Here is an 18954-nt window from a genome sequence, read left to right as displayed (position 1 = left end):
TCGATCCGGTCCCCCACACCCCAACGAGGCTGGGGACGCGGGCGGGTGCGCCCTCGTCGCCCACCCGCCTCGCTCCATGTCATACCCACAGCATACCACCCCCACCCTCAGCAACTCACAACAGGCGAAAATACAGAAACCACCAACACTCTTGTTCTACAAGAGATTACGTACATTACAACCTCATGTTTGTGCATAACATGTGTAAAATATTATTACTCAATTGATTAACCAAATATATTACACATCAACAACTTTCAAAATCCACCCAACCGGTTCCACAACGGACGAAACAGACACCCGAGAGTCCTCCACACCCCGGCGCCGGCACTGGCCCACACAGGTCGCCGGCAGCCTCCACATCACGAACCGGGGACATGTCATCACATCAGGTCACAGCACCATCACAGTCCCCACACCACACGGCCCGGGATGCGGGCAGCGCTGCCGCATGAGACGGTCTACGTCTCCCGGTCCAGCCAGGGCCGATCCTCACGACCCTCCACATACAACCCAACCCGGCGGACCATCGAGCACCTCGAGCAGTACCTCACGCGCCGCCGCAGAGGCACCGGCGAGCAACTCGTCCCGATACCCGCCTTCGCGACCGGGTTTGCGGTGATGTGCGCACGCGACCGTGTTCCGAGGATCCCGGGACGTGTCATCTCTCCAGGTCAGAGCGTTCAGCGAGGCCGCGGTTCTTCCCCGTCCATCCACGCGATCACATCGAACACGCGGAGTACGGAGATCTCGTCGGGGAGGCCGGCCTCCTTCCGGATCGACAGCAACCGGTGATGCAACGCCCCGTCGTCGGCCCACAGGGCCATTTCCAGGTCCCAAGCGGGCCACCCGGACCCAGCGGGGCTGGTTCGTCCACCAAGGTCCCGATCCGGGCCTACCGCCCCCAGAAGCGCATTCGACGCCTCCGCCTCAGTGTGCAGGATCACCCGCGCCGCCGTCGCAGGGTCTGCACGGACAAGAATGACACCGCGACCAGATCGTCAGCGGTGAACCGGTCCGCCTCCCCGGCCCGGTCGCAGGTGCTCGACCAGGAATCGAAGTGCGCCCCGCACGTAAGCGTCGTCGCCCAGATACGGGCGGCCGTAATACCTCGTCAGGGCCGCGACCGCCGCAGCATCCGAGTCGGTCACGAGGGTGGTCGGCAGCCGCACAGTCCCACCCCGCACCCTCTCACCCTTCCGGCGCCGGCGACCGGGAATGTCGCCGGCGTGGTCGCGATGCCCGCAAGCTGCAGGAAGACGGCGCTGTCATGATCCCGATGTCGGTCACAACTGACAGACTCGCCACGAGCTCGCTCAACCGTGCCGAGCCAGATGCACCGGAGGAACCACGTGAGGGCGAGTAGTCGAGGACAAACCGGCGCGTCCGGGGAGACATGGGTGACCGGACAGTTCGAGGACCTCGGATGGGGGGTCGCTCCAATCCCGACCAAGCATGACGTCGGGACGGACCTGTGGCTACACGCACGGGATGCCCGGCTGTTCGAACTCGGCGCCCTGATCGGAGCGCAGGTCAAGGCAGGCTCCTCCTGGTTCGGTAAGCCTTCGCGCGACGACGACGGCGCGGTGGATGGATGGTGGTACACGGACCAAGACGACCGGCACTTCAAATACTGGACTGAGCATCGGGTACCGCACATCTTGGTTCTGCACAACCCTGACACTCGCCGGTCGTACTGGGTACATATCACCAAGGACAGGGTCCACTCGACCGGGCTGGGATCGAAAATACTTGTGCCTGTGTCTAATACGATCGATGACGAGCACGTCACCGATCTTCTACGGGTAGCTGCAGGAGACCGTGAGGGTATCCGCTGGGAGGGCAGCGCGTGGGCCGGCGGCGAGACGGTGTCGCGTGCCGATCGACTGCGCCATGCCCTGTTGACACCGCGTCTGATCGCGCCTCACCCCAATTTGAGTGTTACCGAATTGCGATCCGAAGACGCTCTCGCACTTCTCGTCAAGATGCGCCTGCGCGACCTTGATCCGCGAGATCGTCGCGAGACAGGCGCACCCACCATCGAATCGTGCCGAACCTCCGGGGAATGGGGGTGGCGGCTGTACGCCGCGGCGCACGACGCGATCGTCGACGGCGCGGGAACGTCCGCTATCGAAGCCCTGATCGACCAGACGGAGGACGCCTTCGAGAAGACCGCCGCCGCGGCTCTCACCTGCGCGATGATGGTGGAGGATGGCGATCCGGCCCGCGGCCTTGCTGTGACCACGCGGGTCCTGGACACCGACGAGGGTTGCCCGGTCGATCACGCCTGGCTGTCGTTGCACAGAGCACGCTGCTTGGCCGAACTCGGTGACCTCGAGCAAGCACGGGACCTGGCGATCGAAGTGCAGGTGCTCCGCAACGTCGCACCCCACGATCCGACCGCTATGGCAATCATGGGTGCCAGCACCGATCTGATCTTCACCACCAGCAGTTGGGAAGCGCAGAAGATCCCCGAAGCGATCACCGGCCGCGACACCCTTGCCGCATGGTGGCGAACGCAGGAGATCTCCTGGGGGTTGCAGCACCAGTTCGAGTCGAATTTCAAACACTGGTCCCAGGATTCGAGTGCGCGGTGGGGTGCAAGCGATCAGACGTGGCTTCACCTGCGGGCCGCGTCCCTGATCGCTGGGTTGGCCGGAGACCACAGCGGGTGGCGCCACGCGTTTGGCCTCCTGGCTCGACGAGTGCTCACCACCACGACGACCGATACCGAGGCGATGGCCGGAGCGTTGACCGTCCTGCGTCGAGTCGGTGACTCGGCGTCGGTCAAGCTCGCGGTGCCGCACCTCCGGCGAGTGGTATCGGCATCCGCTGTGCGTGACGCCGCCCACGGGATCGATCTCGAGCTGTCTACTCGAACGTCGTTGCGTGCTGATCTGGAGATGCTGCGCTATGCCTCCGACGTCATCACCAGCGAGCACGCAGACCGGCACACCCAGTGGCTACTGGATGTCCTCCGTTGTCCGGATGCCCTCATCGATCGGCTCTCCCCAGACTTCCACCTCGCCACCACAGTGCTCGCGACACTCGCCCCGCTCACACGAGTCATCTCCGCTTCAGCACTTCGAGATGTAATCGAGTACCTCGTATCACTGCCGGCGCAGGACGATCAGGCTCACGCACACGACTACGCCCAGGTCTTCCGGCAAATCCCAGACGATGCGTGGACCGCCGACGACCTCCGTACTCTCGCGGCCCGAGGCACCGCGGACAATTTCGAACTCACCGAACAGATCACCAACGTTCTGGCCGCCAACGATCCCGCGTTCCGGGAGCAACTGCGGGTCAGGATCGCCGCCGGAGACCTCGCGGCTCTCGAGTCGTTTGGCGACATCGACGATCTCGACCCCCACACCGCCCGGAGCCTTGTCGATGCATTGGCTACAAAAATCACAGACCAGGTCGCGGAACTCAAACGCGGTCAAGGAACTGTATGGGCGCGCGACTTCGCGGCCACACTGATCATCGTCAACATCGCTCACCCCGAACATGCAGATTGGGCTTCCGTCCTGTCCCTGCTGGCCACCCCGGCCGCCTTCACCGACCACCTCCGGGCATCGCTGACCACACTGCGGCAGTTCGGTGAGCGAGTACCCGACCGGATCGCCGACGACCTCGTTCCCATACTTCGCGCGCGCCTGACCTCTCCGCCGAAACGCCACCCGTTCTTCGGCTCCCCCGATATACGAGGTGACGCGGCCACTGCCCTCGCCGCGATCAAGCCCACCGAAGTGACCGACCCAGAACTGTGGGAACTGCTCAACGGCGACGAAAAACAGCGTGCCGCAGCAGTTCACGTAGTCGCGAACAGAAACAACCCACACGATCTCATGACCCTGGCCGCCATGGCCCAAGACACCGCACCCTGGGTCAGAGCGATGGTGGCCAATAGTCTCGCACGCTGGATCACAGACGACATTGCCGCAGAGCCTGCATTCGAGTTGCTGACACGCGTCCTCGACGATCCCGGCACCCTAGTCGCGCAGGCCGTGGTGGTCCGCCTCAACGACACCGTCGATAGCGCTGCAGCGGCACAACTCACCGACACGTTGCGCAACCATATTTCGGCCCAGGTACGCACCGCGATCGAGAAGCTCGAACCACACTCCTGAACCGATGCGAGTCACAACCGACCCGAACCCGACCTCCTGCCGAGCCGACCGAGGGATCAATCACCGACGGGCTCGTCGGCAAGGCGCGAACATTCCTCGGCGGAGTGCACTCTCCCAGCCGGCGAGTACGCGGCGTGAGGGCTACCGCAAGGGCCTGCACCCGCCGCCGACCCTGAAACATTTGCTTTCGCTGTGCGCGTTTCGTAGGCTTTAACCCTACGAAACGCGCATGAAAGGGTGGTGTCAACATGGCTCTGACACACAGCACCGCCGTACCCGCGGCGCTGGCCCGCCGGCCCCTGCGCACCTTCCGCCCCCAAGACGCCACCGACGTCTACGCCCACCCCCGCCCCGAACTCGCCCGCCTCGTCAACCGCGGCGTCCTGCACCGCGCCGCCCCCGGCTACTACATCGTCACACCACCAGAACAGGCCGGGCGCCCCTGGATCCCGAACCTCGAAGCCACCGCCGCCGGAATCGCCACCGCGATCTACGGACCCGAACACGCGATCGTGATGGGCATCAGCGCCGCCCGCCTCCACCATGCGATCCCCCGGGCGCTGGCCACCGCGGTCATAGCCGTCCCCCGCCGACACCGGACCATCACCCTCACCGACCGGACCGCCACCATCCGCTTCCTCCGCCGCGACACCCCCGAACTCGATGCCGAACGTCTGGACACCCCGCTCGGTCCGGCGCTGGTGACCACCCCGGAACAGACCGTCCTCGACCTGGCACGATGGCCCGCCCTCGGCGACGCCGAGAACGAAATCCCCGCCGCCGTCACCTCGCTCTACCGGCGCAGCGACCGCGAACGCCTCAGCACCCTCGCCGCCGAGCAGAAACTGACCGCCGCCCTCAGCCGCGCCGAAACGTGGGTGCAGGCAGCCTCGTGAACCTCGACGAACGCGACCGCGTCGCCGACCTGTTCGGCGTCGCCCCCGAACAGGTCGAACGCGACCACCTCATCTCCCTGCTCCTCGCCTACCTCAGTGATCATTTCGCCGACCGGCTCCACTTCATCGGCGGCACCGCCCTCGCCCGCACCCACCTCCCCAATGGAAGATTGAGTGAGGACATCGACCTCATCGCCCTCGACCCACGACGCAGTACCCTGGCCGCCGACCTCGACCGGGCGCTCCCGAGAGCGTTGCAACGGGCCTACGGTCGCCTCGCATGGGCGCCACCGCTCAGCGCCGGATCGAGTGTGGACGCCGCCACCCTCCACACCGCCGGCGGACTTTCGGTGAAGATCCAACTCCTCGCCTCCACCGACCGCACCCTCTGGCCCACCGAACCCCGCGTCCTTATCGAGCGTTACAGCGACGCCCCACCCGCCCGGCTGCTCGTGCCCACCCTGCCCGCGTTCGCCGCCTCCAAAACCGCCACCTGGTGCGACCGCGCCGCAGCCCGCGACCTCTGGGACCTCTGGGCACTGACCAACATCGGCGCCATCAACCCCGAGACCGCGGCACTGTTCCGCAAACACGGGCCGACCGGGAAGAACCCCGGCACCTACGTCTTCACCACACCACCCAGCGACAACGAATGGCAATCCCAACTCGCCGGCCAAACCCGACTCACCATCACCGCCACCGACGCCCTCCACACCGTCCGCACCGCATGGGACCACCTCACACCCCACCCCTGACACATCCCCCACCCCACGCGCGCGGGCGACGCCTCACCGATGCGCCAGAATCAGATCCACCGAATTTCGGACAGACCCTGCCGTGTCCCTGTTCCGATGGCGAGAGGACGGAACGTGCGTGGCGTCGGCGATCTGTCGGAACGACCCCTCGCTGCGCTCGACTCCTACGTCTTCTGGGACGCAACCCATGAGGCGATCTGCGTCCGGGACGCGAAGTCGAGTTTGGCGAGGATGCGTTCGAGGTGACCGTCGACTGTGCGCGGAGACAGCACCAGGGATTCGGCGATGGCGCGGTTGCTCAATCCTTGCGCCACCAATTCCGCTACCTGATTCTCCCGTTCTGTCAGAGGAGATTTCACCGCTGAGCTGCCACCCTCGGTCGCATGGCGGCCGCCGAGCGCCAGTGCCACGGCCGCGTCGAGTGTCATCGATGCGTTCCGCCGTGTCAGGTCGGTGACTTTCTTCTCCCCGAGTGCTTGTTCCATCGTTTTGGTCGCTTGGAGCGAGTCAAGATGAAGGTGTGGGCCGAATGCCTCGACGTCGGTTCCCAGCCCCGCCCAGACCGCGGATGCGGCGCCGGTGAGCGCGGCGGCGGTCTCGAAGTCTGATGCCGATGCGGCGATCCAGGACAGCAGTTCGATGGTCAGCGCGGTGCAGATACTGTCCTTGAATTCTTGTTCGAACGTGAGCGCCTGTAGGGCGGCGTGTCTCGCGGCCTCCGGGTCGCCGCGGCGCCAGTGGCACAGTCCGGTGATCCAAAGGGCGTAGGTGCGGTTCCACTGTTCCCCGAATCGTTCGCTCATCTCGATCGCGCGATGACACGTGTGCAGCGCTTCATCGAGCTCGGAGTGATAGGCCTGGGCGATTGCGAGTTGGAACAGGGCGGTCAGGACCGATGCGGTGTCGGCCCTGTCGCTGTGGAGTTCGATGGAGCGCTCGTATCGGGCGATGGAGGTGGCAATGTCCCCGGTGACGAAGTCGTGCAGCCCCCGCCATTGGGTGGCGTGCGCCGACAGTGCGGGGTCGTCGAGGGTGGTGGCGATGGTCTCGCACTCGGCCAGTTTCCGGGCGGCGTCGTCGCGGTCACCCTGCATCAGCGCAATCCAGGCGCCGACCCAGAGAGCCTGCCCGCGTTGATGTGTGGACATTGCCTTCGCCTCGAGGAGCTGGTCGAGCCACCGACGGCCGTCACTGAGGTATCCGCCGGCGACCCAGTGGTATCGGAGCAACGAGGCGAGCTCGGCCGCAGTGCCGATCTCGCCTTCGGCGGAGGCGGACCACTCGAGGGCGGCGAGGAGGTTGGCGTGGTCTTCGTTCATCACCGCGAGGGCGTCGGCTTGCCCGGGCCCGCACCAGCGTTCGACCATCACCGCAGCCCTCCGCAGGTAGTGGTCGCGGTGACGGCGCTCGAGTTCCTGTGTGGGTGCCGAGCCTGCGAGCTTCTCCACGCCGTATTCCCGGATGGTCATCAATTGCCGATAGCGGACACGTTCGCCGGCCCGTTCGGTGAGGACTATCGATTTCGCCACCAGTCGGTCGAGGAGGTCGATGACCGATTCAGGCACAAGTGGGGAGAATCCGCACGTGTCTTCCACGGCTTCGAGGTCGAAACTACCGGGGAAGACCGACAATCTGGCCCAGAGCAGTTGCTCGTGTTCGGTGCAAAGGTCGAAACTCCAGTCGATCAGGGCGCGCAGGGTCTGTTGCCGGGGCAGGGCGATCCGGTCACCTCCGGTCAGCAAGCTGAAGCGTTTGTCGAGGCGCTCGACGATCTGGGTGACCGACAGCGACCTCAGACGGGTGGCGGCGAGTTCGATCGCGAGCGGGATCCCATCGAGACGATCACACAACTGGACCACGGCTCCGACGTTTTCGTCGGTGACCTCGAAGTCGGGCAGCACATGCCGGGCGCGGTCGATCAGGAGGCTGACCGCCTCGTAGTGGACAACCGCGTTGGCGGTGTGCGTTTGCTGCGCGGGCGGGGTGGTCAGGGGTGGGATGAGGCAGATCCCTTCCCCGTGTATTCCGAGGGGCTCGCGGCTGGTCGCGAGGATGTGTAACTCCGGGGCTTCCCGAAGCAAGGTTTCCACCAATCTTGCGCAGGCCTCGAGGAGGTGCTCGCAGTTGTCGAGCACGAGCAGCAACTGTCGCTCGCGCAGATAGGCGACGAGTTTGTCGACGGGATCCCGGTTCGACTGATCGGGCACGTCGAGGGCCGAGACGACCGTTTGGGACAACCTCGAAACGTCCCCGAGGCTCGCCAGTTCCACGATCCATACCCCGTCGCGCAGGCCCCGGCGCGATCGTTCCGCCACCTCGAGGGCAATACGGGTCTTTCCCACCCCACCGGGCCCGGTCAGGGTCACCAGCCGTGAGTCCGCCATCCTGCGCTTGACGTCGGCGAGTTCGCGTCGGCGTCCGACGAAGCTGGTGAGGACTGCGCGCGGGCGGCCCGAGGAACCGTGCGGCCCGGCGGATCGATGATCGGCTTTCACGCCCCCACCCCACCCTCCCCGGGATGTGACTGTCAACACAGGTAGGCCATGGGGTGATCTGCCCCATGTGGCGGGGGTGGTGGCGGCGAGATGCTGATCACACAGCGCCGAAGCCTTCAGGGCAGACATTGCGACTCCGCCGCTCAGCGGAGCAATCACAGAAAGATCATCATGACTGACGCCTATGCCAACGCCCATGAGCGGACCTCCACCGCCCCCGCGCCGGACTTCGACGCGATCGTGATCGGGGCCGGATTCGCCGGGCTCTACGCCCTGCACAAGTTCCGGGATCAGATGGGGCTGCAGGTGCAAGTGTTCGAGGCCGGTGACGGGGTGGGCGGCACCTGGTACTGGAACCAGTACCCCGGCGCCCGCTGCGACATCGAAAGCCTGCACTACTCGTACTCGTTCTCCGCAGAACTCCAGCAGGACTGGGAATGGTCGGAAAAGTACGCCAGCCAGCCCGAGATCCTGCGCTACCTCAACCACGTCGCGGACCGCTTCGACCTGCGCAAGGACATCACGTTCGACACCCGGGTCACCTCGGCCGCCTGGGATGAGGACACCCGCCTGTGGCGCGTGGGCACCGACGACGGCGCCACAGTCACCGCCCGCTACCTGATCTCCGGCGCCGGCAACCTGTCGGTCCCCAAGAAACCGGAGTTCGACGGCATCGACGACTTCTCCGGCGAGGTCTATTTGACCGGTAAGTGGCCGCACGACGGCGTCGATTTCACCGGCAAGAACGTGGCGATCATCGGCACCGGTTCGAGCGGAATCCAGGCCATCACCGAGATCGCCAAGGATGCCAAGCATCTGACGGTCTTCCAGCGCACCCCCAACTACGCCACCCCCCTCGGAAACGAACCCCTGGACCCCGGCCACGTCCAGGAGGTCAAGGCGAACTACCCGCAGGTGCGCGAGGATTCACGCAACACCCGCGGAGGTATTCCGTACCCGGACCCGCTGCCGTCCGCGCTGGCGGTCACCCCCGAGGAGCGGCGCCGGGTGTTCGACGAGTGCTGGGCCGAGGGCGGTTTCCGATTCTTCCTCGGCACCTTCGCCGACATCCTCGTCGACAAGGCCGCCAACGACACCATCGCCGAGTACGTGCGCGAGAAGATTCGTCAACGCGTCAGCGACCCCACGGTCGCGGCGAAGCTGACCCCGACCGACTACCCATACGGCACCAAACGCCCACCGTACGAAACGAACTACTACGAGACCTTCAACCGGAACAACGTGACCTTGGTCGATGTCGCCGACGCACCGATCGTCTCGGTCACCGAGACAGGGGTGCGGACCACCGCCGCCGAGTACGACTTCGACGTCATCATCTTGGCCACCGGCTTCGATGCCATGACCGGTCCGCTGCTCGAGATGGGCATCGTCGGACGCGACGGCCAGAGGTTGGCCGACAAATGGGCGGACGGTCCGCACACCTACCTCGGTCTGTCCGTCCACGGGTTCCCGAACCTGTTCCTGGTCACCGGCCCGCAGAGCCCCTCGGTGCTCTACAACATGCCGCTGGCCATCGAGGACCACGTCGACTTCATCGCCGACGCCATCGAGCGCCTGCGGCAGGGCGGTTTCGACACCATCGAACCGGCACTCGAGGCGGAGACCGGGTGGGTTGCCCACGCCAACGAGATCGCGCAGCACACTTTGCTCCCCGAGACCGACTCCTGGTGGATGGGCGCCAACATTCTCGGCAAGCCCCGGGTGTGCCTGGTCTACCTCGGCGGCGCGGACGTCTACCGCGGAATCTGCGCCGACGTCGTCGTCAAGGACTACGAGGGATTCACCCTCTCGGCCGAGCGGAAACGTACCTCCGCGCAGGTCGGCTGACCACACCCCACACCACCTTCTTGTTCTTGCCGGGCCGCCTTGCCGCCGAGCCACCACCCGCACCGACCTCAGGAGAAAATAGATGCCGCTCGATGCCGCAGTACAAAGTCTGCTCAACGGATTGACCGCGCAGGGAGTCCGGCCGTTCGAGGAGATGAGCGTCGCCGACGCCCGCGCGACCGTCGCGTCGTTCGTCGACCTGCAGGCCGAACCGCGCCCGGTGGCGCAGGTGATCGACACCATCTACCCGGGTCCGGCCGGGGATCAGGACATCCGGTTGTACATTCCCGATGCCCCGGGGCCGCTGCCGGTGGTGGCGTACTTCCACGGCGGCGGCTTCGTCACCGGCGACCTCGCCGTGACCGAGGAACTGTGCCGGGCCCTGGCGAACGACGCCGGCGCCATCGTCGCCGCGGTGAGCTACCGGCTCGCGCCCGAGCACCCGTTCCCGGCCGCCACCGACGACACCTTCGCCGCGTTGCGGTGGATCGCCGACAATGCCGTGCACTTCGGCGGCGACCCCACCCGCATTGCGGTGCACGGCGACAGCGCCGGCGGCAACCTCGCCGCCGTGGCGGCGCTGCGCGCCCGGGACGAGGGCGGACCCGCCCTGACCTGCCAGGTGCTGACCTACCCGGTCATCGATCCGCACGCCGACACACCGTCACGCGAGGAGTTCGGGGAGGGCTACATCATCACCGCCGCCGGGCTGGACTGGTTCTGGAACCACTACCTGCGCGACCCCGACGACGCCGAGAACCCGCTGGCGGTGCCCTCGAAGGCCGCCTATCTCACCGATCTGCCTCCGGCCCTGATCCTGTCCATGGAGTACGAGGTCTCCCGCGACGAGGCCGAGTCGTACGGCCGACAGCTCGCCGATGCCGGCGTCGAGGTCGAGGTCGTCCGCATCGACGGACTGGTCCACGGGGTGTACTGGATCTCCGGCGCAATCCCCCGCGCCACCGAAATCCGTTCCGCTGTAGCCGAATACCTCATACGCCAGTTCAGTAAGCACCCCGCCCCCGACCGGGAAGCGGTCCGGTAGGGCACGCACCTTCCGATCGTGCCCACCACCGCAGGCGACGCGCGCACCCCGGCCCTGTCACCGCACACTTTAAGGAACCCCCATGTCTGACCTCGGTACCACCGAGACCCGCATCCGCACCGTCGTCGAAGAGCTCGAGCAGGTGCTGCTCGACTTCATCCGCAAACACCAGATCACGCACTCCGAGTACCGGTCGGCGACCGACCTGATCATCGACTCGATCAAGGCCGGCGAGGAATCACTGCTCTTCGATGTCTTCTTCGAGGCCGAGGCCACCGATGTCGGCAATCTCGGCCGCGACGGCAGCCCCGAGGCGATCGAGGGCCCGTTCTATCTCCCCGGCGCCCCGCTGCTGACCGGGCCGTGGAACGTGATGCCGCAACGGCCGGACGAAAAGGGACAGCCGCTGCTCTTCCACGGCACCGTCACCGGAACCGACGGACAACCCTTGGGCGGTGTCGAACTCGATCTCTGGCACGCCGATGCCGACGGGCTGTACTCGAACATTCACCCGAACATCCCGGACTACAACCTGCGCGGGCGCTTCACCTCCGAGCCGGACGGCACGTTCCGGGTTTTGACTATCCTGCCGCCCCCGTACGAGATCCCCAAGGACGGCCCCACCGGCACCGTGCTGCGAGCGCTCGGACGGCACTTCTTCCGCCCCGCGCACCTGCACATCAAGCTGCGCCGCCGCGACTACGAGGAGATGACCAGCCAGCTGTACTTCCAGGGCGGTCAGTACCTCGACAACGACGTCGCCGGCGCCGTGCGAGACGGCCTGGTGATCGCACTGCACACCGCCGACGACCCCGCCCAGATCGCCGAGCAGGGACTGAATCGCCCCTACACCGATGCCCGCTACGACTTCGTGCTCGCACCGGCCACCGACGCGTGAGCTGGAAGGCGATGAACGACATGATCATCTCCACGATCGACACCATCATCCTCGACGTCCCGATCCGGCGCCCGCACAAGTTCTCGATCCTGACCATCGAGGCGCAGAGTCTGCTGCTGGTCCGGGTCACCACCACCGAGGGTGTCGTCGGGATCGGCGAGGGAGTCGTGCCCGGTGGACCGTGGTGGGGCGGGGAGTCGATCGAGGGGATGAAGGCCCTGATCGACCGCTACCTGACGCCGCTGCTCGTCGGACAGGACCTGAGCCGGGTCGGCTACCTCGGCCGCAAGCTGGACCGGATGATCGCCGGCGCCGAATTCGCCAAAGCCGCCGTCGAAATGGCGCTGTGGGACGCCTGTGGCAAGGGCTACGGCCTGCCGGTGTATCAACTGCTCGGCGGGTCCCACCGGGACCGGCTGCCGGTCACCTGGGCGTTGGGCGCCGAGCCGGCGGACGTGGTGATCGAGGAGGCACAACAGAAGCTCGACGCGGGCGAGCACCGGTCGTTCAAGCTCAAGATGGGATCGGGTCGGCCCGCCGACGACGTCGCCCGGGTCACCGCCGTGGCCGACGCGCTCGCCGGCCGGGCCGACCTCGCGGTCGACCTGAACGGTTCCTGGGACGTCCTCACCGCCGAGCGATACCTGCCCGAGCTGGCCGCCGCCGGGATCGGCCTGATCGAACAACCCGTGCCGCGGTGGGATGTGGCTGCGATGGCGCGCCTGGCGGACCTGCTCACCATCCCCGTGATGGCCGACGAAAGCCTGCGCACACCCCACGATGCGGTGCAGCTGTGCACCAGCGGCGCCGCCGACGTCCTCGCGGTTAAACTCGCCAAGGGCGGCGGGATCAGCAACGTCCTCGCGGTCGGTGCGGTCGCCGACGCCTTCGGCGTCCCCTGCTACGGCGGCACCACCATCGAGTCCTCGATCGGCACCGCCGCGTCCCTGCACGCCTTCTGTGCGATGCCCTCGCTCACCGCGGGAACCGAGCTGTTCGGCACGCTGCTGCTCTCCGACGACATCGTCGTCGATCCCGTCGTCTTCAAGGACGGCTTCCTGCACCTGCCGACCGGACCCGGCCTCGGCATCGAGATCGACGAGGACCAGATCGCCCGCTATGCGCGCACATCCTGAGACACCCAGTCCGGCGGCGGCCACCCACCACCGCGCACCCGGTCGCCTCGATCGCCGACCGGTGCCGTCTCCCCTCCGACTAAGGACCCGTTCATGAGCCTGACCTTCGAACACACCACCCTCGGGCAGCGTGTGCTGTTCGGTGCCGGACAGGTTGCCGAACACCTCGCCGCGGAGGTAGCGCGGCTCGGCGCGGAACGGGTCATGGTGATCTCCAGTGCATCCGAAGCACGCACCGCCGACGAGGTGACCGGCCGAATCGCGGTGACGGTGCACCACCGTGACGTCGCCCCGCATGTCCCGGTCGACAAGGCGAAAGCCGCGTGCGACATTGCCACGGACCGCGACATCGACGTCCTCGTCTCGGTCGGCGGCGGGTCGACCACCGGGCTGGCCAAGGCAATCGCCATGGTCACCGGAATCCCGATCATCGCGGTGCCCACCACCTATTCCGGTTCCGAGGCCACCAATGTCTGGGGGCTGACAGAACAAGCCCGCAAGACCACCGGGATCGACGGCAAGGTGCTTCCCGTCACGGTCATCTACGACGCCACCCTGACCCTGTCGCTCCCGGTGGACCTGTCGGTGGCGTCCGGGATGAACGGGCTGGCCCACTGCATCGACGCGATGTGGGGACCCCGAGCGGATCCGATCAACCGGGCGCTGGCGGGCGAAGGTATCCGCGCTCTCGCCGCCGGTCTACCGGCCGTGAACGCCGATCCCCTCGGAATGCCCGGCCGCGAGCAGGTCCTCTATGGGGCGTACCTGGCCGGGGTGGCATTCGCCTCCGCCGGATCGGGCCTGCACCACAAGATCTGCCACGTCCTGGGCGGGGCCTACGACCTGCCCCATGCGCAGACCCACACCATCGTCCTGCCGCACGTGCTGGCCTTCAACGCCCCCGCGGTGCCCGACCTCGATGCCAGGATCGCGGCCGCGTTCGGCTCGGATTCCGCGGTCGCCGGACTCGGCGCCCTGCAAGCCGAGCTTCACGCACCGACCGCGCTGAAGGACTACGGACTGACCGAGAAGGACATTCCCGAGGCCGTCGAGTTGATCCTGCCCGTCATCCCGCCATCCAACCCCCGCCCGGTCACCGCCGACGATCTGCGCACCCTGCTCCACGCCGCCTACTCCGGCGCCCGGCCCGCCGACACCGTCGACCCGACCGGCACCGCCCCCGGCAACGGCAACGGCAACGGCAACGGCAACGGTGCTCACCCCCACCCGCGGAAGGCGAACCGATGACCATCCCCGCTGCACTCCGCCGCGCCGACTACCCCGACTACCGCGACCTGCTCACCCGAACCGACGCACCCCCGGGCTCGTCCTGGGGCCTGTTCGGCCGGGACGACCAACTCGGCACGCTGAACTTCCTCCGGCTCGCCGATCTGAGTCGCTCCGCGCAATCCGTGCGGGCCGGGCAGGCGTTCTCGCTCGACATTCGCTCCGACACCATCGCACCGTCCCTGGCACCGACGCGAGAACCGCTGATCCACCACATCTTTCAACGGACACCGTTCCACCGCGACGAGTGGCTCGACCGCTTCTACACCCAATACGGCTCGCAACTCGACGGGCTCCGCCACATCGCGCACCCCGACCACGGGTTCTACAACGGCGCCGACGGGCATACCTTCACTCCCGGCACCGAGACACTGAGCATCCATCACCTCGCCCAGCTCCCCATCGCAGGGCGAGCGGTCCTCATCGACGTCGACCGATACCTGGCCGCGAACGGCACCCCGCTCGACCACACCGCCGGCCAACCGGTCCCGCTGGCCACGATCACCGCCGCCCTGCGCGACCAGGGCACCGAGATACGCCCCGGCGATATCGCCCTGATCCGGTTCGGCTGGCTCGACCACTACCGCAACCACAGCACACCCGAGTGGCGGGAAAATCTGGTGCACAAGCAGTTCCACACCGGAGTGCTGCAAAGCCAGGACGTGGTGGAATGGCTGTGGGATCACCGTGTCGCCATGGTCGCGGCCGACAACTTCGCCTTCGAATGCTGGCCGGCGCAACCCGGCACGCCGTTCCTGTCCGACGCCGAGCAACGCGGGAAGACCGGTGATCCGCACGCCGGCATCATGCACCGCGCCCTCATCGGGCTCCTCGGCATGCCCCTCGGCGAACTGTGGGACCTCGACGCCCTCGCGACCGCGTGCGCGGAAGACGGGCGATACGAATGCCTGATCACCGTCTCCCCCCTTCCGATCGTCGGCGGAGTCGGATCACCCGCCAACGCCACCGCACTACGCTGACCCATTCCCACTTGTGAAGACGCAACAATCCAGGGCCGCGACGGAGCGGGCAGGCTCGTGTGCAAGCGACCAGCACAAGGTTGTACCCGCCGCCGGCCCTGGACACGATCCGCAGCCTGGACACCACGAGTACTGGAGACCTGCCCATGCACTCTGTGGCACACCGGGGACAAGACGATCCTGTGCACAGCGACGGATGGTCCTGGCAGTGGCAGGCGCGATGCCGCTCGATGGACACCGACTTCTTCTTCACCTATGACGGAGAACCCCGCGGCGCCCGCCTTCGCCGTGAACGTGCCGCGAAACACGTCTGCGCTCAATGCTCCGTTCAGAGTGAATGCCGCAGTCACGCAATCATGGTCGCTGAGCACGGCATCTGGGGAGGCACATCGGACCTGGACCGACGTCGCCTTACCCATTCATAGGCGCCTCCCACCTGCCCGACAGAGTCCAGCGAATGCCGCGTGCATGAACAGCGTGGTCGGTGAGGCTGCACGCTCACTGCTGCCCATGCCGAGTTCGGAACGATCACCCCCACCCGCCGAAGCCAAATTTCGAAGCAGGAGTGCCACCCGTGTCCATCGTGTCCGAACCCACCGCATCGCAGAAGGTCGAGCTGACCGACGAGGAGATCTTCGCCGGCCATCTCGGCGGGAAGCTCTCGGTCGAGCTATCCGCCCCGCTCGACACTCAGCGGGATCTGTCGATCGCCTACACCCCGGGGGTGGCGCAGGTCTCCCGCGCCATCGCCGCCGACGAGACCCTCGCCGACCGCTACACCTGGACCAACCGCCTCGTGGTCGTCGTCAGTGATGGTTCCGCGGTCCTCGGTCTCGGGGACATCGGCCCCCGTGCCTCCCTTCCCGTGATGGAGGGCAAGTCGGCCCTGTTCAAGAACTTCGCGGGCCTGAACTCGATCCCGCTGGTCCTGGGCACCCAGGATCCGGACGAGATCGTCGAGACCCTGATCCGGCTGCGCCCGAGCTTCGGGGCCGTCAACCTCGAGGACATCTCCGCACCCCGCTGCTTCGACATCGAGAAGCGCGTCATCGAGGCCCTGGACTGCCCGGTCATGCACGACGACCAGCACGGCACCGCCATCGTCGTCCTCGCCGCCCTCAAGGGCGCGGTCAAGGTCCAGAACCGGGAACTGTCCGACCTGCGGGTCGTCATCTCCGGTGCCGGCGCCGCCGGTGTGGCCTGCGCGAACATCCTGCTCGCCGCCGGCATCGCGGACGTGACGGTCCTGGACTCGAAGGGCATCGTCTCGGCCGACCGCACCGACCTCAACGAGATCAAGGTCGACCTGGCCGCCCGCACCAACCCGGCCGCCCGCCGCGGCGGCGTCGCCCGGGCCCTCGACGGCGCCGACGTGTTCCTCGGCGTGTCTGCCGGCACCGTCCCGGAGGAGCTCATCGCGACGATGGCGGAGAACTCCATCGTGTTCGCACTGTCGAACCCGGACCCGGAGATCCACCCCGACGTCGCCCGCAAGCATGCGGCGATCGTCGCCACCGGACGCAGCGATTTCCCGAACCAGATCAACAAGGTGCTCGCCTTCCCCGGTGTGTTCAAGGGCGCCCTCGATGCCGGCGCCCGCCGCATCACCGAGGGCATGAAACTCGCCGCCGCCGAGGCGATCCTCTCGGTCGTCGGTGACGAGCTGGCTGTAGACAAGATCGTTCCCAGCCCGCTCGATCCTCGCGTCGCCCCCGCTGTCGCGGAGGCAGTCGCCGCCGCTGCTCGCGCAGAAGGCGTCACCGGCTAGCGAGAATCTCTTCAACGCACGGCTTCTCAGTCACCCCGACGATGTATACGAGGCGCGTGTTCAAGCATCCGGCTGAGGATTCCGTCACAGCGGCAGGAACGCGCCCACCCACGGGCAGGACGAAGTCCACGCTCGGATCGGCGACGATGCGGCCCGTGACGGCGACGACCTACGAGGTCATCTGTTCCCCGGTGACGAGGAAAATCACCCGACGCCCAACCACGACGGCATGGTCACCGAAGCGCTCGTAGAAACGCCCCAACAAGGTCACATCGACCGCAGCCGGGATAGTGCCGGTCCAGGCCGGATCCTCGATCAGGGTGAGCAGCCGTCGATGCAAGTCGTCGAGCTCGTCGTCGCGTCTGCCGATCTCCGCGGCCAGTTCCGGATCGTGCATGCGCAGGACCCGCTCGGCGAGGCCGGCCAACTCGGCCGCCACCCGCCCCATCCGGGAAAGCAACGCCTCCGCCTCACCGGAGGCGACGTGCCCGGGATGGCGGCGGCGCACGCTTTCGGCCACATGCTGCACCAGCCCACCCATCCGGCTCAGATCCGTCACCAGGTGCACACCGGTGACCACCTGACGGAGATCACGCGCCACCGGACCCTGCAACGCCAGCAACGCCATCGCCAGGTCCTCGCACGGACCGCGCAGTTCCTCGATCTGTTCGTTGAGGTCGAACACCCGCTCGGCGAGGGGCAGGTCAGCCAACACCAGGGCGTCGGTCGCCGCCTGAACCGCCTCCCCGGCCAGGTGACACATCGACGCCAGACGGTCTGTCAGCTCGTCGAGCTGCTCGTGAAACTTCATCCGCATGCGCATCATCCTCGTGCACCTGCCGAAGACAGCACCGGGACATGTCGTCTCCCAAGGTCAATCCCATCGCCGAGGCCGCGGTTCTTCCCCGTCCATCCACGCGACCACATCGAACACCCGCAGCGGGCGAGACCTCCTCGGGGAGGCCGGCCTCCTTCCGGACCGACAGCAACCGGCGATGCAACGCCCCGTCGCCGGCGCGCAGCGCCTCCCGCACCGGGTTCACATGTGCTCGCTCGGTACCCAGGACCGCACCGACGACCGAATCCGAAGATCGGGAACAGCCGGGGACGTTTGCGGGCGATCAGCTTCGTCGCCTTCGTCCGGCCGATCCCCGGCAACGCCCACAGGACCGTTTCCAGCTCCCACGCGGGCCACCCCGGGGCCAACGGGTCCGGGTTCGTCGACCAGTCCCGATCCGGGCCAATCGCCGCCAGAAGGGCATTCAACGCCTCTGCCTGAGTGTGCAGGATCGCCCGCGCCGCCGTCCGCGGGGACCTGCACCGACAGGAATGTCACCGCGACCAGATCGTCCGCGGTGAACCGGCCCGCCTCCCCCACCCGGTCCCCGGTGCTCGACCAGGAATCGAAATGTGCCCCGACGTAGGCATCGTCGCCCAGATACGGGCGGCCGTAATACCTCGTCAGAGCCGCGACCGCCGCAGCGTCCGAGTCGGCGGCGAGGGTAGTCGGCAGCCGCAACGTCATACCCCGCACCCTCCCACCACCAGGCGGCCAACGACCAAGAATGTCGCCGGCAGAGAAGGCGCCTCGAGCCACTCACCGCAGGCCCGCGCCGGAGCCGCTGAGAAGGTCACTCTGCCAGTGGAACCCTGCGACAGAAAGATGACATGTGATGGGGACCCCCTCAGCTCGGACGCACGATGGGTGGCGTC

The 18954-nt window shown here is 66.8% G+C and carries 16 protein-coding genes and 2 pseudogenes; 11 read left to right on the top strand and 7 right to left on the bottom strand.

From position 1 onward, the window contains the following. Nucleotides 1–683: 683 nt before the first annotated feature. Complete coding sequence (locus P3H15_RS49690) at nucleotides 684–827, bottom strand: DUF6308 family protein (RefSeq protein WP_276144088.1); 144 nt, start codon at nucleotides 825–827, stop codon at nucleotides 684–686. 116 nt (nucleotides 828–943) lie between these two features. Next, entirely contained in the window at nucleotides 944–1093 is a 150-nt protein-coding gene (locus tag P3H15_RS49685) for a DUF6308 family protein (protein WP_276144091.1), read from the bottom strand. Nucleotides 1094–1334: 241 nt separating this feature from the next. On the opposite strand from P3H15_RS49685, the gene P3H15_RS49680 reads away from it, so the two are divergent. From P3H15_RS49680 to P3H15_RS49670, 3 genes are all read left to right on the top strand, one after another. Next, on the top strand, nucleotides 1335–4133 hold the full coding sequence (locus P3H15_RS49680; RefSeq protein ID WP_346348881.1) for a DUF4365 domain-containing protein: 2799 nt from the start codon (nucleotides 1335–1337) through the stop codon (nucleotides 4131–4133). Between the two features lie 248 nt (nucleotides 4134–4381). Continuing rightward, on the top strand, nucleotides 4382–5029 hold the full coding sequence (locus tag P3H15_RS49675; RefSeq protein ID WP_276144086.1) for a type IV toxin-antitoxin system AbiEi family antitoxin: 648 nt from the start codon (nucleotides 4382–4384) through the stop codon (nucleotides 5027–5029). After that, a complete protein-coding gene (locus tag P3H15_RS49670) occupies nucleotides 5026–5784 on the top strand; it encodes a nucleotidyl transferase AbiEii/AbiGii toxin family protein (RefSeq protein WP_276144085.1) in 759 nt (252 codons plus the stop codon). Before P3H15_RS49675 ends, P3H15_RS49670 begins: the two co-directional genes overlap by 4 nt. A 164-nt stretch (nucleotides 5785–5948) precedes the next feature. Here P3H15_RS49670 and P3H15_RS49665 read toward each other — a convergent pair whose 3' ends face one another. Then, nucleotides 5949–8279: a LuxR C-terminal-related transcriptional regulator gene (locus P3H15_RS49665; RefSeq protein ID WP_346348880.1), complete on the bottom strand. Its 2331-nt coding sequence runs from the start codon at nucleotides 8277–8279 to the stop codon at nucleotides 5949–5951. A gap of 171 nt (nucleotides 8280–8450) precedes the next feature. Here P3H15_RS49665 and P3H15_RS49660 point away from each other — a divergent pair, with 171 nt between their 5' ends. The 8 genes from P3H15_RS49660 (at nucleotide 8451) to P3H15_RS49625 (ending at nucleotide 17241) form a co-directional block, all read left to right on the top strand. Next, nucleotides 8451–10127, top strand: a complete 1677-nt coding sequence (locus P3H15_RS49660) for an NAD(P)/FAD-dependent oxidoreductase (RefSeq protein WP_276144084.1) — start codon at nucleotides 8451–8453, stop codon at nucleotides 10125–10127. 82 nt (nucleotides 10128–10209) lie between these two features. Continuing rightward, complete coding sequence (locus P3H15_RS49655) at nucleotides 10210–11172, top strand: alpha/beta hydrolase (RefSeq protein ID WP_276144083.1); 963 nt, start codon at nucleotides 10210–10212, stop codon at nucleotides 11170–11172. Between the two features lie 82 nt (nucleotides 11173–11254). After that, on the top strand, nucleotides 11255–12070 hold the full coding sequence (locus P3H15_RS49650; RefSeq protein WP_276144082.1) for a dioxygenase: 816 nt from the start codon (nucleotides 11255–11257) through the stop codon (nucleotides 12068–12070). Nucleotides 12071–12081: 11 nt separating this feature from the next. Then, entirely contained in the window at nucleotides 12082–13206 is a 1125-nt protein-coding gene (locus P3H15_RS49645) for a muconate cycloisomerase family protein (protein WP_276144081.1), read from the top strand. 93 nt (nucleotides 13207–13299) lie between these two features. Further along, nucleotides 13300–14454, top strand: coding sequence for a maleylacetate reductase (locus tag P3H15_RS49640; RefSeq protein ID WP_276144080.1), 1155 nt, complete (start codon nucleotides 13300–13302; stop codon nucleotides 14452–14454). Next, nucleotides 14451–15473, top strand: a complete 1023-nt coding sequence (locus P3H15_RS49635) for a cyclase family protein (RefSeq protein WP_276144079.1) — start codon at nucleotides 14451–14453, stop codon at nucleotides 15471–15473. The genes P3H15_RS49640 and P3H15_RS49635 overlap by 4 nt, the downstream gene beginning before the upstream one ends. 146 nt (nucleotides 15474–15619) lie before the next feature. Then, nucleotides 15620–15898, top strand: coding sequence for a WhiB family transcriptional regulator (locus P3H15_RS49630; RefSeq protein ID WP_276144078.1), 279 nt, complete (start codon nucleotides 15620–15622; stop codon nucleotides 15896–15898). 149 nt (nucleotides 15899–16047) lie between these two features. Beyond that, nucleotides 16048–17241 carry an NADP-dependent malic enzyme gene (locus tag P3H15_RS49625; RefSeq protein ID WP_276144077.1) on the top strand — a complete coding sequence of 398 codons (1194 nt, stop codon included), beginning with the start codon at nucleotides 16048–16050 and terminating at the stop codon, nucleotides 17239–17241. 169 nt (nucleotides 17242–17410) lie between these two features. On the opposite strand, the gene phoU is transcribed toward P3H15_RS49625, so the two are convergent. From phoU to P3H15_RS49610, 4 genes and pseudogenes are all read right to left on the bottom strand, one after another. After that, complete coding sequence (gene phoU / locus P3H15_RS49620) at nucleotides 17411–18058, bottom strand: phosphate signaling complex protein PhoU (protein ID WP_276144076.1); 648 nt, start codon at nucleotides 18056–18058, stop codon at nucleotides 17411–17413. Beyond that, entirely contained in the window at nucleotides 17946–18275 is a 330-nt protein-coding gene (locus P3H15_RS55645; protein ID WP_346348882.1) for a hypothetical protein, read from the bottom strand. Before P3H15_RS55645 ends, phoU begins: the two co-directional genes overlap by 113 nt. A gap of 112 nt (nucleotides 18276–18387) precedes the next feature. Further along, nucleotides 18388–18507, bottom strand: a pseudogene (locus tag P3H15_RS55640) (hypothetical protein); the annotation flags it as partial. Nucleotides 18508–18613: 106 nt separating this feature from the next. Beyond that, nucleotides 18614–18766 (bottom strand): annotated as a pseudogene (locus P3H15_RS49610) (hypothetical protein); the annotation flags it as partial. Nucleotides 18767–18954: the final 188 nt, after the last annotated feature.

The organism is Rhodococcus sp. T2V (assembly GCF_029269925.1).
Classification (GTDB): Bacteria; Actinomycetota; Actinomycetes; order Mycobacteriales; family Mycobacteriaceae; genus Rhodococcus_F; species Rhodococcus_F koreensis.
This window is presented reverse-complemented; position numbering and strand designations above follow the sequence as displayed.